Origin of the sequence: Streptomyces canus 299MFChir4.1, from assembly GCF_000383615.1 — a bacterium.
GTDB lineage: Bacteria > Actinomycetota > Actinomycetes > Streptomycetales > Streptomycetaceae > Streptomyces > Streptomyces canus_C.
In genome coordinates this window covers 71,786-86,318 of the sequence record NZ_KB911583.1, presented here as the reverse complement: position 1 = coordinate 86,318, position 14,533 = coordinate 71,786, and the positions used below count along the sequence as shown (strand labels likewise).

15 protein-coding genes and 1 tRNA gene are annotated in these 14,533 nt (G+C 71.5%); 6 read left to right on the top strand and 10 right to left on the bottom strand.

The window, feature by feature from the left end:
* The first annotated feature begins 111 nt into the window (after positions 1-111).
* Positions 112-1,152 carry a glycoside hydrolase family 43 protein gene (locus tag H293_RS0104255; protein WP_020116637.1) on the top strand — a complete coding sequence of 347 codons (1,041 nt, stop codon included), beginning with the start codon at positions 112-114 and terminating at the stop codon, positions 1,150-1,152.
* 29 nt (positions 1,153-1,181) lie between these two features.
* Here the strand turns inward: H293_RS0104255 and H293_RS0104250 are convergent, their stop codons facing one another.
* Positions 1,182-1,841: a GntR family transcriptional regulator gene (locus tag H293_RS0104250; RefSeq protein WP_020116636.1), complete on the bottom strand. Its 660-nt coding sequence runs from the start codon at positions 1,839-1,841 to the stop codon at positions 1,182-1,184.
* 95 nt (positions 1,842-1,936) lie between these two features.
* On the opposite strand from H293_RS0104250, the gene glyA reads away from it, so the two are divergent.
* From glyA to H293_RS0104225, 5 genes are read left to right on the top strand one after another with little or no spacing between them, the layout of a single operon-like run.
* Positions 1,937-3,232: a serine hydroxymethyltransferase gene (gene glyA / locus H293_RS0104245; protein ID WP_020116635.1), complete on the top strand. Its 1,296-nt coding sequence runs from the start codon at positions 1,937-1,939 to the stop codon at positions 3,230-3,232.
* A complete protein-coding gene (locus H293_RS0104240) occupies positions 3,229-4,449 on the top strand; it encodes a sarcosine oxidase subunit beta family protein (protein WP_020116634.1) in 1,221 nt (406 codons plus the stop codon). The genes glyA and H293_RS0104240 overlap by 4 nt, the downstream gene beginning before the upstream one ends.
* A gap of 26 nt (positions 4,450-4,475) precedes the next feature.
* The gene (locus H293_RS0104235; protein ID WP_007386205.1) at positions 4,476-4,757 is read left to right on the top strand and encodes a sarcosine oxidase subunit delta; all 282 of its coding nucleotides are present in this window, start codon (positions 4,476-4,478) and stop codon (positions 4,755-4,757) included.
* Positions 4,754-7,579 (top strand): sarcosine oxidase subunit alpha family protein, encoded by a 2,826-nt coding sequence (locus H293_RS0104230; protein ID WP_020116633.1) that lies wholly within the window; start codon positions 4,754-4,756, stop codon positions 7,577-7,579. The genes H293_RS0104235 and H293_RS0104230 overlap by 4 nt, the downstream gene beginning before the upstream one ends.
* Positions 7,572-8,183 carry a sarcosine oxidase subunit gamma gene (locus tag H293_RS0104225; protein ID WP_020116632.1) on the top strand — a complete coding sequence of 204 codons (612 nt, stop codon included), beginning with the start codon at positions 7,572-7,574 and terminating at the stop codon, positions 8,181-8,183. Before H293_RS0104230 ends, H293_RS0104225 begins: the two co-directional genes overlap by 8 nt.
* A gap of 44 nt (positions 8,184-8,227) precedes the next feature.
* Here H293_RS0104225 and H293_RS0104220 read toward each other — a convergent pair.
* The 9 genes from H293_RS0104220 to H293_RS0104180 form a co-directional block, all read right to left on the bottom strand.
* Positions 8,228-8,301, bottom strand: a tRNA-Pro gene (locus tag H293_RS0104220).
* A gap of 170 nt (positions 8,302-8,471) precedes the next feature.
* Entirely contained in the window at positions 8,472-8,828 is a 357-nt protein-coding gene (locus H293_RS0104215; protein ID WP_020116631.1) for an MmcQ/YjbR family DNA-binding protein, read from the bottom strand.
* Between the two features lie 30 nt (positions 8,829-8,858).
* Positions 8,859-9,392, bottom strand: a complete 534-nt coding sequence (locus H293_RS0104210; protein WP_020116630.1) for a GNAT family N-acetyltransferase — start codon at positions 9,390-9,392, stop codon at positions 8,859-8,861.
* Positions 9,389-9,973 (bottom strand): helix-turn-helix domain-containing protein, encoded by a 585-nt coding sequence (locus H293_RS0104205; protein WP_020116629.1) that lies wholly within the window; start codon positions 9,971-9,973, stop codon positions 9,389-9,391. Before H293_RS0104205 ends, H293_RS0104210 begins: the two co-directional genes overlap by 4 nt.
* Before the next feature lie 84 nt (positions 9,974-10,057).
* Positions 10,058-10,960 (bottom strand): LysR family transcriptional regulator, encoded by a 903-nt coding sequence (locus H293_RS0104200; protein WP_020116628.1) that lies wholly within the window; start codon positions 10,958-10,960, stop codon positions 10,058-10,060.
* Between the two features lie 27 nt (positions 10,961-10,987).
* Entirely contained in the window at positions 10,988-12,181 is a 1,194-nt protein-coding gene (locus tag H293_RS0104195) for a glycine C-acetyltransferase (RefSeq protein ID WP_020116627.1), read from the bottom strand.
* Between the two features lie 14 nt (positions 12,182-12,195).
* The gene (gene tdh / locus H293_RS0104190) at positions 12,196-13,224 is read right to left on the bottom strand and encodes an L-threonine 3-dehydrogenase (RefSeq protein WP_020116626.1); all 1,029 of its coding nucleotides are present in this window, start codon (positions 13,222-13,224) and stop codon (positions 12,196-12,198) included.
* Positions 13,225-13,384: 160 nt separating this feature from the next.
* Positions 13,385-13,756: a YybH family protein gene (locus H293_RS0104185; RefSeq protein ID WP_020116625.1), complete on the bottom strand. Its 372-nt coding sequence runs from the start codon at positions 13,754-13,756 to the stop codon at positions 13,385-13,387.
* 32 nt (positions 13,757-13,788) lie between these two features.
* Positions 13,789-14,502, bottom strand: a complete 714-nt coding sequence (locus tag H293_RS0104180; protein WP_028807538.1) for an SDR family NAD(P)-dependent oxidoreductase — start codon at positions 14,500-14,502, stop codon at positions 13,789-13,791.
* Positions 14,503-14,533: the final 31 nt, after the last annotated feature.

The following is a 14,533-nucleotide window of genomic DNA, read 5'->3' as shown; positions in this document are numbered from 1 at the left end:
CGTCGGCTGCCCATCCGGACGCGCCCGCTCTCGCCGCCCGCTCGTGGACGCCCCCGACGCCCCGGTGGTCCTCGCGGCCGCCCGATCACGACGCCGACGTATCGTTCCGCGATGACCGACACCGAGCCCCTGCGGCTGCCCGAGATGCCGTTGCACGATCCGTTCGTCGTCGCGGACGAGGAGACGCGGACGTACTTCCTCTACACGTCCAACGAGCCGTCCGTGTCGGGTGTGCGGGGCGTCGGGACGATGGTCTACCGCAGCCGGGACCTGCGGGACTGGACACGGCCCGTCGTGGTGTTCCGGACGGACGAGCAGGAGGGCATCTGGGCGCGGGACGGCGGCTGGGCGCCGGAGGTGCACGCGTGGGACGGCAGGTACTACCTGTTCACCACCCTGCACGACGAGAACCGGCCGCTGCCGGTGCCGCCCGCCGGGCGCTGGGGCACACCCTTCCAGCTGCCGAACCACGCGCGCGGCACGATCACCGCCGTCTCCGACTCGCTGCTCGGCCCGTTCACCGTCGTCGACCCGTCCGGGCCCACTCCACCCGCCCACCTGATGACGCTCGACGGCACGCTCCACGTCGATCCGGACGGGCAGCCCTGGATGGTGTACGCGCACGAGTGGCTGCAGACCGTCGACGGCACGATGGAGGCGATCCGGCTGGCCCCCGACCTGACCGGGACGGTCGGTGAGCCCGTCTTCCTGTTCAAGGGCTCGGACGCGTACTGGCTCGGCGAGCAGATCCCCGCGGGCGTGCCGCACCAGCTCGCGCCGTACGTCACCGACGGCCCGCAGCTCCACCGCACACCCGACGGCGCGCTCCTCATGCTGTGGTCGACGTACGAGAAGAACAGGGCCGGTGCGGACGGCACCGCCAGCGGCGATTACGTGCAGACCTACGCCGTCTCCAGGTCCGGTGGGCTGACCGGCCCCTGGGAGCAGCGCCGGCCGCTGGTCCGGGAGGACAGCGGACACGGCATGCTGTTCCGGGCCTTCGACGGCAGGCTGCTGATGATCCTCCACCGTCCCTTCGAGAACGCGCGCGGGCATCTGTACGAGATGCGGATCGAGGGTGACGAACTGCGGGTGCTGCGGCGGTGCGAGGAGGGAGAGCTGCCGGGAGGTACGACCACCACCGGGCACTGACCCACCGGTGACCGGCCGGACCTGCCGCCTCAGATGGCCTCGCGGATCGCCTGTTCGAAGCCCTCGACATGGCTGCGGGCGAGCCGCGCCGCCGTGCCGGCGTCGCCGGAGACGATCGCCTCGATCAGCGGGCCGTGCTCCTCGACATGGCCGGCCATGTCGGACAGCCGGTCCACGAACAGGCACCAGATGCGGGTGGCCAGGTTGTCGTGGCGGACGAGGGTGTCCTCCAGGTACGGGTTGTGCGTGGCCGTGTAGATGGCGCGGTGCACCTGGAGGTCCAGGTGCATGAGTTCGGCGGCGTCCCGCCCGGGGGCCCCGGCGGTGTCGAGTTCCCGCCGTAGGGCCGTCAGGTTGGCCCGGTCGGTGGCCGTGGCGCGCCGCGCGGCCTGCGCCGCCGCCAGGGGTTCCAGTTCCTGGCGCACCTCGGAGATGTGTGCCAGGTCGGTGATGTTGACCTCGGTGGCGAAGGTGCCTCGGCGGGGATAGGTCGTGATCAGGCGCTCGTACTGGAGCCGCTTGAGTGCCTCGCGCACCGGTGTGCGGCCGACGCCGAGCGACTGCCCCAGCTGCTCCTCGTTGATCGGCGCGCCGGGCCGGATCTCCAGCATGACCAGCCGGTCCCGGATGGCACGGTACGCGCGCTCGGCGAGCGACAGCTCCTCGATCTCGGTCGCGACCTGCTCCATGGATGCCCCCTTGACCCGTGCGGCGAGCTCCCATACCTTAGCGCACAGGCTGATATATCAGTTGCTCATTAGCTGGCTCTCAGGATGGTGCACCGATGGCAACGAGCACGTCGCCCACCTCGCCGCTCTCCCTCCCCCTCAGCGAACTCGACCCGGACGTAGCCGACGCGCTCGCCGCCGAGCTGCACCGCCAGCAGTCCACACTCGAGATGATCGCCTCCGAGAACTTCGCCCCCGCCGCCGTGATGGAGGCCCAGGGCTCGGTCCTGACCAACAAGTACGCCGAGGGCTACCCGGGCCGCCGCTACTACGGCGGCTGCGAGCACGTCGACGTCGTCGAGCGGCTGGCCATCGCCCGCGTGAAGGAGCTCTTCGGCGCCGAGGCCGCGAACGTCCAGCCGCACTCGGGCGCCCAGGCCAACGCGGCCGCGATGTTCGCGCTGCTGAGCCCCGGCGACACGATCCTCGGCCTGGACCTGGCGCACGGCGGGCACCTGACCCACGGCATGCGCCTCAACTACTCCGGCAAGCTGTACGACGTCGTCCCGTACCACGTGCGCGAGTCGGACCTGCGCGTCGACATGGACGAGGTCGAGCGGCTGGCCCTGGAGCACCGGCCGAAGATGATCGTCGCGGGCTGGTCGGCCTACCCGCGGCAGCTGGACTTCGCCGGGTTCCGGCGGATCGCCGACGCGGTGGGCGCGTACCTGATGGTGGACATGGCGCACTTCGCGGGGCTGGTGGCCGCGGGCCTGCACCCGAACCCGGTGCCGTACGCCGACGTCGTCACGACGACCACCCACAAGACCCTCGGCGGCCCGCGCGGCGGTGTCATCCTCAGCCGCGCCGACCTGGCCAAGAAGATCAACTCGGCGGTCTTCCCCGGTCAGCAGGGCGGTCCGCTGGAGCATGTGATCGCGGCGAAGGCGGTGGCCTTCAAGGTGGCTTCCTCGGATGAGTTCAAGGAACGCCAGCGGCGCACGCTGCGGGGTGCGAAGATCCTCGCCGGCCGGCTGCTGGCCGACGACGTGGCCGAGGCCGGGATCACCGTGCTGACCGGCGGCACCGAGGTCCACCTGATCCTCGTCGACCTGCGCAACTCCGAGCTCGACGGGAAGCAGGCCGAGGACCGGCTGCACCGCATCGGCATCACCGTCAACCGCAACGCCGTGCCCTTCGACCCGCGCCCCCCGATGATCTCCTCGGGCCTGCGGATCGGTACCCCCGCCCTGGCCACCCGCGGCTTCGGCGAGACGGAGTTCCGCGAGGTCGCCGACATCATCGCCGAGGCCCTGAAGCGCGAACGCCCCGAGGACGAACTGCGCGCCCGGGTCGAGAAGCTCGCCGCCGCCTTCCCGCTCTACCACCACCTCGACGGAGGCCCGGCATGACCGCCGAACCGCTGCCGGAGCACCCGGACTTCCTCTGGCGCAACCCCGAGCCGCGCTCCTCGTACGACGTCGTCATCGTCGGCGCGGGAGGTCACGGTCTGGCCACCGCCTACTACCTCGCCAAGAACCACGGCATCACCAACGTGGCCGTCCTGGAGAAGGGCTGGCTCGCGGGCGGCAACATGGCCCGCAACACCACGATCATCCGCTCCAACTACCTGTGGGACGAGAGCGCGGCGATCTACGAGCACGCGCTGAAGCTGTGGGAGCGGCTCCCGGAGGAGCTGGACTACGACTTCCTGTTCAGCCAGCGCGGAGTCCTCAACCTCGCGCACACCCTCCAGGACGTCCGCGAGGGCGTGCGCCGGGTCAACGCCAACCGCCTCAACGGAGTCGACGCCGAGTGGCTGGAGCCGGACGAGGTCGCCAAGGTCTGCCCCATCCTCAACGTCTCGTCCCGCACCCGGTATCCGGTGCTCGGCGCCACCTTCCAGCCCCGGGCCGGCATCGCCAAGCACGACCACGTCGCCTGGGCGCTGGCCCGCCGCGCCGACGAACTGGGCGTGGACCTGATCCAGGGCTGTGAGGTCACCGGTTTCCTCAAGGACGGCGACCGGGTCGTGGGTGTCGACACCAACCGCGGCCGCATCCACGCCGGCCGGGTCGGTCTCGCCGCCGCCGGGCACAGCAGCGTGCTGGCCGAGCGGGCGGGCATCCGGCTGCCGGTGCAGTCCCACCCGCTCCAGGCCCTGGTCTCCGAACTGCACGAGCCGGTGCACCCGACCGTCGTCATGTCGAACCACGTGCACGTCTACGTCTCCCAGGCGCACAAGGGCGAGTTGGTGATGGGCGCCGGCGTCGACTCGTACAACGGTTACGGTCAGCGCGGCTCGTTCCATGTGATCGAGCAGCAGATGGCGGCCGCCGTCGAGCTGTTCCCGGTCTTCGCCAGGGCGCATGTGCTGCGCACCTGGGGCGGCATCGTCGACGTCACCCCGGACGCCTCGCCGATCATCGGCGGCACGCCCGTTGAGAACCTCTACGTCAACTGCGGCTGGGGAACCGGCGGTTTCAAGGCCACTCCGGCGGCCGGCTGGACCTTCGCGCACACCATCGCGACGGGCGAGCCGCACCCGCTGAACGCCCCCTTCGCCCTCGACCGGTTCACGACCGGCGCGTTGATCGACGAGCACGGCGCAGCAGCCGTGGCCCACTGAGGCACTGAGGCTTTGAGGAGAACGCCGTGCTGCTGATCACCTGCCCCTGGTGCGGGCCGCGGAACGAGACGGAGTACCGCTACGGCGGACAGGCCCACGTCCCCCACCCCGAGTCCCCCGCCGACCTCACCGACGAGCAGTGGGCCGAGTACGTCTTCTACCGCGACAACCCCAAGGGCCCCTTCGCGGAACGGTGGATGCACAGCGTCGGCTGCCGCCGCTGGTTCAACGTCCTGCGCGACACCGCCACCCACGAGGTGCTGACCTCGTACCGGCTCGACGAGCCACGCCCCGGAGGGAACCGATGACCGACCAGCGCTTCCGGCTGCCGCGAGGCGGCCGTGTCGACCGCGGCACGCTGCTCCGATTCACCGTCGACGGGCAGGAGCTGACCGGACACCCCGGCGACACGCTCGCCTCGGCGATGCTGGCGAACGGCCTCGTCGAGGCCGCCCCCTCGCTCTACCGCGGCCGCCCGCGCGGCATCGTCTCCGCGGGCGTCGAGGAGCCCAACGCACTGGTCCAGCTGGGCGGTTCGCACTCGGAGGGCATGCTCCCGGCCACGACCGTCGAGCTGTACGACGGTTTGTCCGCCACCACGCTCTCGGGGATGGGCCGGCTCGACCCGACCCCGGATCCCGCCGTCTACGACAAGAAGTACGTCCACACCGACGTCCTGGTCGTCGGCGCCGGTCCGGCGGGCCTCGCGGCGGCCGCGGCTGCCGCCTCCTCCGGTGCCCGCGTCCTCCTCGTCGACGAGCAGCCCGAGCCCGGTGACGGGGAGCGGTCCGAGGAGCTGCGCGCGGCCCTCGACGCCGCCCCCGAGGCCGTCGTCCTGCATCGGACCACGGCTTTCGGGTCGTACGACGACAACTACGTGCTGGCCCTTGAGCGGCGCACCGACCACCTCGGCGCCGACGCCCCCGAAGGCGTCTCGCGGCAGCGGCTGTGGCACATCCGCGCCCGTCAGGTGATCCTGGCGACCGGGGCGCACGAGCGTCCGCTGGTCTTCGCGGGCAACGACCGGCCCGGCGTGATGCTCGCCGGGGCCGTGCACACCTATCTCAACCGGTATGCCGTGACCCCGGGTTCGCGGGCCGTGGTGAGCACGACCAACGACAGCGCCTACGACACGGTCGCCGATCTGCGCAGGGCCGGCGTCGACGTCGCCGCCGTGGTGGACGCCCGCCCCGAACTCTCCGACCGGGCCGCCGAGCTGGTAGCGGCGACGGGGGTGCGGGTCCTGACGGGCAGCGCCGTGGCCGACACCTCGGGCGACCACAGGCTCACCGGCGTCACCGTGCGCGCCCTCGATGCCGAGGGTCGACTCGGCGGTGAAGCCGAGTCGTTCGTCTGCGATCTGCTCGCCGTGTCGGGCGGCTGGAGCCCCGTGGTACATCTGCACAGCCAGCGTCAGGGGCGGTTGCGCTGGGACTCCGACCTGGTCGCGTTCGTTCCGGACGGGGCCGTACGCGATCAGCAGGTCGTGGGGGCGGCCCGGGGGACGTACGACCTCGAAGACTGTCTGGCCGAAGGGGCGCGGGCCGGTGCGCTGGCGGCGACAGCGGCGGGGTTCCCGGTGCCCGTACCGGCCGAACCGGTGCGGCGCGCGCCCGGCCCGACGCGGGCCCTGTGGCTGGTGCCCTCCTCCGAGGGCGAACCGGGCACCTGGGACAGCCACTTCGTCGATCTCCAGCGTGATGTCACGGTCGCCGACGTCTGGCGCTCCACCGGCGCCGGCATGCGCGGCGTCGAGCACGTCAAGCGGTACACCTCGCTCGGCACGGCGAACGACCAGGGCAAGACCTCCGGCGTCAACGCGATCGGGGTGATCGCTGAGGCCCTCGGCGGTTCGCTGGGGGAGATCGGCACCACGGCCTACCGGGCGCCGTACACGCCGATCGCCTTCGCCGCCCTGGCCGGGCGCGAGCGCGGGGACCTGTTCGACCCGGAGCGGACCACGTCGATCCACAGCTGGCATGTGGCGCACGGTGCGAAGTTCGAGGACGTCGGGCAGTGGAAGCGCCCCTGGTACTACCCGCAGGCCGGTGAGGACATGGACGCGGCCGTGGCGCGCGAGTGCCGGGCGGCCCGGGAGGGCGTGGCGTTCATGGACGCCTCCACCCTCGGCAAGATCGAGATCTGGGGCGCGGACGCGGGCGAGTTCCTCAACCGGATCTACACCAACGCCTTCAAGAAGCTGAAGCCCGGCACCGGGCGGTACGGCGTGATGTGCAAGCCCGACGGCATGATCTTCGACGACGGGGTGACGCTGCGCCTCGACGACAACCGCTACTTTATGACCACCACGACCGGCGGCGCCGCGAACGTCCTGGACTGGCTGGAGGAGTGGTCGCAGACCGAGTGGCCCGAACTCGACGTGCACTGCACCTCGGTGACCGAGCAGTGGGCGACGATCGCCGTCGTCGGCCCGCAGTCGCGCGCTGTCCTCGGCCATCTCGCCCCGGACCTCGACCTGTCGAACGAGGCCTTCCCGTTCATGGCCTTCCGCGAGACGACCCTGGCCTCCGGCATCCCGGCCCGTGTCTGCCGGATCTCCTTCTCCGGCGAACTGGCCTACGAGATCAACGTCTCCGCCTGGTACGGGCTCGCGGTCTGGGAGGAGGTGGACGCGGTCGGCCGGCCGTACGGCATCACCCCGTACGGCACCGAGACCATGCACGTCCTGCGGGCCGAGAAGGGTTACATCATCGTCGGCCAGGACACCGACGGGACGGTCACCCCGCAGGACGCGGGCATGAGCTGGGTGGTCTCCAAGCAGAAGGACTTCATCGGCAAGCGGTCCTTCGCCCGCGCCGACACCGCCCGCACCGACCGCAAGCAACTGGTCGGGCTGCTCCCGGCCGACCGCACGACCCGGCTGCCCGAGGGCACCCAACTCGTCGCGCCGGAGGTCGACTTGGGGACGGTACCGGTGCCGATGCTCGGCCACGTCACCTCCAGCTACCACAGTCCGGCCCTCGGCCGCCCGTTCGCCCTCGCCCTCGTGGCCGACGGACAGGCGAGGAAGGGCCAGACCCTGCTCGCCCCGGTGGGCGAGGCCTTGGTGCCCGTCGAGGTGACCGACTTCGTCCTCTACGACCCCGAAGGGACCCGGCGAGATGGCTGAACCGATCATGGCGGGGCCGGTGGCCCTGCGCACCAGCCCCCTGGCCCACCTGGAGGAGCGGATGCGCGCCGGCTCCGTCACCGGCGCGCGGGGCGTCACCCTGACCGAGCTGCCGTTCCTCACGATGGTGAACGTCCGGGTCGACCCCGCGTCCGAGGCGGCCGACCGGATCGGGAGGACGCTGGGGGCACCGCTCCCCCGCCGATGCGGCGACACCGCCGCGAACAACCACCGTACGGCGGTCTGGCTGGGCCCCGACGAGTGGCTCGTGCTCTCCCGGGCCGACGCCGGCGTCGTGACGGCCGAGCTGAGGGAGGCCCTCCAGGGCGACTCCGGCTCGGTGGTGGACGTGTCGGCGAACCGCACCACCCTTGAGCTGAGCGGCCCGTCCGCCCGCGAGGTCCTGGAGAAGGGCTGCCCGCTGGACCTGCATCCCCGCGTCTTCGGCCCCGGCCACGCGGTGTCGACGACGGTCGGCCCCGTCGCGGCACTGCTCTGGCAGACCGACGACACCCCGACCTACCGTCTGCTCCCGCGGTCCTCGTTCGCCGACTACCTGGCGCGCTGGCTGATCGACGCGATGAGCGAGTACGGCCGACCGTAAAAAGGGCCCCCGCAGGCTCTCGCCTGCGAAGACCCTTCGCACCGTCGGGACGACAGGATTTGAACCTGCGACCCCTTGACCCCCAGTCAAGTGCGCTACCAAGCTGCGCCACGTCCCGGTGCCGTCTGACCTGGGGTTTCCCCTGGCCGAACGCGCAGAGAAACCATACCGCACTCGGGTCGGTGGTCGCGCACTCCTTTCTCCGCTTGACCTCAAGTTTGGTGGAGGTTGCACGATCGTCCGCATGACGATCACCGAGGAACGCGGACGGACGGGTCGGCGCCTTCCTCACTCCGCAGGCAGTCCCAGCTCCGGATACGCGTCGAGCAGCCGGGACGGGGCCGCCTGCCGCCAGGAGTCGGCGAGGATGTCGCGCAGTTCGCCCTCGTCCTCGATCGCGGCGAGACGGGCGCGCACCCACGCGAACTGAGCCTCGTGGTCCGCGATCCAGAACTTCCCCGGCTCGGCCAGCACCAGCTCGTCGCGCTCCTCCTTGGGACAGCGCACGGCGATGGAGGTCTCGTCCTCGGGCAGCGTGGCGAACATCTTGCCCGCGACCCGGAACGTGGGCATGCTCCAGGCGATCTTCTCCGTCGTGTCCGGCATGGACAGGGCGACACGGCGTACGTCTTCGGCGTCCGGCATGACAGGCACCGTAGCGGCTGCCTCTGACACTCACCTGGTCGCGGGGGTCGTCCCGAGCCGCTTGTAATAGTGGGTCGTCGGCCGCAGCACCCCGGCGGGATCGGCCGCGTAGTCGGGGATGACGCCGGCCCGGGTCCAGCCGGCGGAGCCGTAGAGCCGTTCGGCGGGGCTGCCGGTCTCGGTGTCCAGGTGGAGCAGGGTGATTCCGGCCGAGCGGGCGGCGTTCTCCGCGGTGCCGAGGAGCCGGCGCCCGAGGCCCTGTCCGCGCGCGTCCCGGTGCACCATCAGCTTGACCAGTTCCGCGCGGTGGCGGGAGTTGGGCTTGTCGGGGAAGGCCAGACTGACGGTGCCGACCGCGCGGCGGCCGTCGTACGCCGCCCACACCGCCAGGTGTCCCGCGGCCACCGCGCCGACGCGCTCCTTCCACCAGGCGACGGCCGCCGCCCGGTCCGTCGCGGCGAGGAACCCGATGGAGGCGCCGCCGTCCACGGTGTCGATCAGCAGGTCGGCCAACCCGTCGACGTCGTTCGCGAGTCGGGCCTCATCAAGTCGGTCGACGATCACGGCAGGACCACCGCCAGCACATACCGCACGGCGCCGGGGCCCGCGCACCGGAACCGCGTCGGCCCCCACACGCGCAGCCGCAGACAGTCCCCGGTGTCGAGGTGGTGCTCGACGTCCTGGGCGGTGACGTCGAGCGCACCCTCCAGGACCCAGACGTGCTGCTCCAGGCCGGGTACGGGCGGCCGGTCGTAGGCGAGGTCGGCTCCGGCGGCGAGCCGTCCCTCGACGAGTTCGCCGCGCAGCCCGGGGTGCGGCGGCGACACGGACCGCCGCACGAACCCCGAGGCCCGGTCCTCCCACACCGGCTGCTCGGCGTCCCGGACCAGCGGCGCGGGCTCGGCCTCGACCTCGACCTCGCTGAGCAGCTGGGACATGGTCCGCCCGTACACCCCGCACAGCCGGTTCAGCAGCGAGGCGGTGGGGCTGATCTCGGCCCGCTCGGCACGGGAGAGGGTGGACTTGCTGACACCGCTGCGCTCGGCCAACTCGCCCAGCGACCACCCGCGTTCGGCCCGCAGCTCGGCGAGCCGGACGCCCAGACGGGTGTCGACCGGGTCGGGCCCGGACTCGTCCTGTTTCACATGCGGGACGTTATCCCAGATGCGGGAAGTCTTGTACCCTCTGCCTCCGAACACCTTTGTTGGGCCCAGCCGGTGGCCGGTTCCCTACCCCTCGGCGACGGCTCGGAGTGCGTCGAGGACCGGGCGGATCAGGGGGTGCTCCTCGGCTCCCCGTCGTACCGCCGCGAAGACCCGGCGCGTCGGGGCCACCCCGTCGACCGGCCGTACGACCACTCCGGCGAGGTCCATCCCGATCAGAGCCGAGCGCGGCACCAGGGCCACTCCCGCGTCCGCGGACGCCAGGGCGACCACCGCGCGGAAGTCGTCCGAGGAGTGCTCCAGGCGTGGCTGGAAACCGGCGTGCTCGCAGGCGAGGACCACCACGTCATGGCAGGGGTTGCCCGGGTAGGGGCCGATCCACGGGTCCTTGGCGAGCTCCGCCAGCGGCACCTCGCCCGCGTCGGCCAGCCGGTGGCTGACCGGGACGACCGCGTCGAAGGGCTCGGCGTACAGCGGCACGTGCGCCAGCCGGGGGTCGTCGGCGGGCGGGGCCCCGCGGTACTCCACCGCGACCGCCACGTCGACCTGCCGGTCAAGGACCATCGGCAGGCTCGCGTCGCCCTCGGCGTCCTGGACGCGGAGGTGGATGCCGGGGGCCGTCGTGGCGAGGCGGGCCACCGCGGGCGCCACGACCAGGGCGATCCCGGTCGCGAAGGAGGCGACGGTGACCGTGCCGGCCGCACCCGAGCTGTAGGCGGCCAGCTCGGCCTCCGCCCGCTCCAGCTGGGCGAGGACCGCGTTGGTGTGGCTGAGCAGGATCTCGCCCGCGGGGGTCAGCCGTACGCCCTTCGCGCCGCGCTCCACCAGACGGTGGCCGGTCTCCTGCTCCAGGGCCGTGAGCTGCTGCGAGACGGCGGAGGGCGTGAGATACAGCGCGGCGGCAGCCGCCGTGACCGTGCGGTGGTCGGCCACCGCACGGAGGATGTGGAGCCGCCGCGCTTCGATCATGGGATCTATTGTCGCAAGAGGTCCGGACTAGGCCGCCAGCTCGGCCCTGGCCGCGACGAAGGCGTCGACCGCGCGGTTCACGTCCTCGGTCGAGTGGGCCGCCGAGAGCTGCACCCTGATGCGCGCCTGCCCCTGGGGGACCACCGGGTACGAGAAGCCGATCACGTACACCCCCCGCTCCAGGAGCAGCTCCGCGAGGCGTCCCGCCTTCGCCGCGTCCCCGATCATCACCGGCGCGATGGCGTGGTCGCCGGGCAGGACGTCGAAGCCCTCCTCGGTCATCCGGCGCCGGAACAGCGCGGTGTTCTCCCGCAGCCGCACCCGCAGGTCGTCCGCCGACTCCAGCAGGTCGAGGACCTTCAGGGAGGCCGCGGCGATCACCGGGGCGAGCGTGTTGGAGAAGAGGTACGGCCGGGAGCGCTGGCGCAGGAGCGCGACGATCTCGGCGCGGGCGGCGACGTAGCCGCCGGAGGCGCCGCCGAGTGCCTTGCCGAGAGTGCCGGTGATGATGTCGACGCGGTCCATGACGCCGTGCAGCTCGGGGGTGCCGCGGCCGCCGGGGCCGACGAAGCCGACCGCGTGGGAGTCGTCGACCATGACCATGGCGTCGTAGCGGTCGGCGAGGTCGCAGATGTCCTTCAGCGGGGCGAGGTAGCCGTCCATGGAGAACACGCCGTCGGTGACGACCAGCTTGCGACGCGCCCCCGCGGCCTCCTTCAACTGCCTTTCCAGATCGGCCAGATCACGGTTGGCGTAGCGGAAGCGGCGGGCCTTGGACAGCCGGATGCCGTCGATGATCGACGCGTGGTTCAGAGCGTCGGAGATCACCGCGTCCTCGGAGCCCAGCAGGGTCTCGAAGACGCCGCCGTTGGCGTCGAAGCAGGAGGAGTACAGGATCGTGTCCTCCTGGCCGAGGAAGGCGGACAGCCGTGCCTCCAGCTCCTTGTGGACCTCCTGCGTGCCGCAGATGAAGCGGACGGAGGCCATGCCGTAGCCCCAGCGGTCCAGGGCCTCGTGGGCGGCGGCGATCACCTCGGGGTGGTCGGCGAGTCCGAGGTAGTTGTTGGCGCAGAAGTTGAGGACCTCGCCGGGGCGGCCGCCCGCGGAGACGTTCACGGTCGCCGACTGCGGGGTGTCGATCACGCGCTCGGGCTTGTGCAGTCCGGCGGCGCGGATCTCGTCGAGGGTGGCGCGCAGGTCGTCGCGCACGGAGTCGAACATCGTCAGTCCCTAGGTCAGTTGGTCCAGTCGAGGATGACCTTGCCGCCGCGGCCGCTCGCCGCGTCGGCGAACGCCGCCTCGAAGTCGCGGTAGCCGTACCGGCCGGTGATCACGGGGGCGAGGTCGAGGCCGCCCTCCAGGAGGACCGACATCGCGTACCAGGTCTCGAACATCTCACGGCCGTAGATGCCCTTGATGGTGATCATGGAGGTGACGATCCGGGCCCAGTCGACCGGGAACTCCGCGGCCGGCAGTCCCAGCATCGCGATCCGGCCGCCGTGTGTCATGTTGGCGATCATGTCGCGCAGGGCCTCCGGCCGCCCGGACATCTCCAGGCCGATGTCGAAGCCCTCGCGCAGCCCCAGCTCCCGCTGCCCGTCGGCGATCCCGGCCTCCGACACGTTCAGCGCGAGACTCACCCCGATCTTGCGGGCCAGCTCCAGGCGCTCCTCGCTGACGTCGGTGACCACGACGTTGCGGGCACCCGCGTGCCGGACGACCGCCGCCGCCATCAGCCCGATCGGCCCGGCGCCGGTGATCAGCACGTCCTCGCCGACCAGTGGGAAGGACAGCGCGGTGTGCACGGCGTTGCCGAACGGGTCGAAGATCGCGGCCACGTCGAGTTCCACGGGAACCCGGTGCACCCACACATTGGCGGCGGGAAGGGCGACGTACTCGGCGAAGGCCCCGTCCCGGCCCACGCCGAGTCCGACCGTGGCCCGGCACAGGTGCCGCCGCCCGGCGAGACAGTTGCGGCACTTGCCGCAGACGAGGTGCCCCTCGCCGCTCACCCGGTCCCCGACCTGGATGTCCGGGACGTCGCGCCCGGTCTCCACGACCTCGCCGACGAACTCGTGTCCGAGCACGAGCGGGGTCCGGATCGCCTGCTGGGCCCAGCCGTCCCAGGACCGGATGTGCAGATCGGTGCCGCAGATACCGGTGCGCAGCACCTTGATCAGTACGTCGCCGGGGCCGACGGCGGGCTCCGGGACGTCCGCGAGCCACAGCCCGGGCTCGGCCTTCTCCTTGACCAGCGCCTTCAAGGTACGGCTCCTGTGATTGCGAGGGGTGGAAACGCCCAGCAATCTGCCGTACGACACCGCCCTGGTCCATCGAGGATTTCTTAAGCGGTGCCACAGCTCCGCTTCACACCCGCGTGGTGCACGGCGGCACCGCCCGTCCACCGCCGCCCCACGGGGGGCACTACTCGATGCGGGAGACCTGATAGTGGCTGATGCGCCAGTCCTCCCCCTCCCGGGTCACGAGAACCGCCAGCTTGACCGCGAGCGCGGGCCGGTCCGTGAACGTGAACTCCACGTCCAGGTAGCCCAGGACGAGGCCGTCCGCGGGTCGCCGTGTCTCAAGGACGCGGTAGGACGCCTTCATGCCGGGCGGCTGGGAGTCGTAGTACTCGGCCACGCCCTGCCGGCCGACGCTGTAGGGGTGCAGCCCCTGGAAGACGGCGTCCTCGGTGAAGAGGGCGGCCACGCGCTCCGGCCGGTGGGCGTCGACACCGGACTTCCATCGGTCGAGGACCTCGCTCAGGATCGCCTTGCCGTCGGTCGAGACGGTCATGTCCACTCCTTGGACGGTGAATTGACGGGTCGTCAGTGTCCGGCGCTCATTCCGCCGTCGACGTGCAGGATCTCGCCGGTGACGAACGGCGCCGTCTCCAGGAAGAGCACCGCGTCGACGATGTCGCTCACTTCCCCCATCCGTCCGACCGGGTGCAGGGCGGCGAGGAACTCATGGGTCTCCTCGGCGTGCATGGGCGTCTTGACGGTGCCGGGCGACACGGCGTTGACGCGGATGCCACGGGTGGCGTACTCGACGGCGAGGGACTTGGTGGCGGACTGCAGGCCGCCCTTGGTCAGCGAGGCCAGCACGGACGGGACCCTGGAGTCCGCGCTGTCGACCAGGCTGGTGGTGACGTTGACGATGTGGCCGCCGCCCTGGGCGAGCAGGTGCGGGACGGCCCGCTGGGTGAGATGGAAGACGCCGGCGACGTTGATGCCCGTCACGGTGGCGTAGTCCTCGGCCGTGTACTCGGTGAACGGCTTGGCGACGAAGACGCCCGCGTTGTTGACCACGGTGTCGATGCGGCCGAACCGCTTCACGGCGGCCGCGACCACGCGCTCCGCGGTCTCCGGGTCGGCGATGTCGCCCTGAACGGTGAGGACGTCGGCGTCGTCGGCGGGTGCGATGGTGCGCGAGGTGGCGACGACGGCGTGTCCGAGCTTGCGGTAGCCCTCGACGAGGGCGGCGCCGATGCCCTGCGAGGCACCGGTGATGATCGCGACCTTCTGGTTCTGTGTGCTCATGGTGGCCTTCTCCGAGTCGGTGACCGGCACT

What these genes read in the sequence shown, in the direction of transcription:
- H293_RS0104180 (WP_028807538.1), bottom strand. Translation starts at nt 14,502, where the DNA reads ATGAGCACACAGAACCAGAAGGTCGCGATCATCACCGGTGCCTCGCAG.
- H293_RS0104200 (WP_020116628.1), bottom strand. Translation starts at nt 10,960, where the DNA reads ATGATCGAAGCGCGGCGGCTCCACATCCTCCGTGCGGTGGCCGACCAC.
- H293_RS0104225 (WP_020116632.1), top strand. Translation starts at nt 7,572, where the DNA reads ATGGCTGAACCGATCATGGCGGGGCCGGTGGCCCTGCGCACCAGCCCC.
- H293_RS0104240 (WP_020116634.1), top strand. Translation starts at nt 3,229, where the DNA reads ATGACCGCCGAACCGCTGCCGGAGCACCCGGACTTCCTCTGGCGCAAC.
- glyA (WP_020116635.1), top strand. Translation starts at nt 1,937, where the DNA reads ATGGCAACGAGCACGTCGCCCACCTCGCCGCTCTCCCTCCCCCTCAGC.
- H293_RS0104215 (WP_020116631.1), bottom strand. Translation starts at nt 8,828, where the DNA reads ATGCCGGACGCCGAAGACGTACGCCGTGTCGCCCTGTCCATGCCGGAC.
- H293_RS0104250 (WP_020116636.1), bottom strand. Translation starts at nt 1,841, where the DNA reads ATGGAGCAGGTCGCGACCGAGATCGAGGAGCTGTCGCTCGCCGAGCGC.
- H293_RS0104230 (WP_020116633.1), top strand. Translation starts at nt 4,754, where the DNA reads ATGACCGACCAGCGCTTCCGGCTGCCGCGAGGCGGCCGTGTCGACCGC.
- H293_RS0104195 (WP_020116627.1), bottom strand. Translation starts at nt 12,181, where the DNA reads ATGTTCGACTCCGTGCGCGACGACCTGCGCGCCACCCTCGACGAGATC.
- H293_RS0104255 (WP_020116637.1), top strand. Translation starts at nt 112, where the DNA reads ATGACCGACACCGAGCCCCTGCGGCTGCCCGAGATGCCGTTGCACGAT.
- H293_RS0104185 (WP_020116625.1), bottom strand. Translation starts at nt 13,756, where the DNA reads ATGACCGTCTCGACCGACGGCAAGGCGATCCTGAGCGAGGTCCTCGAC.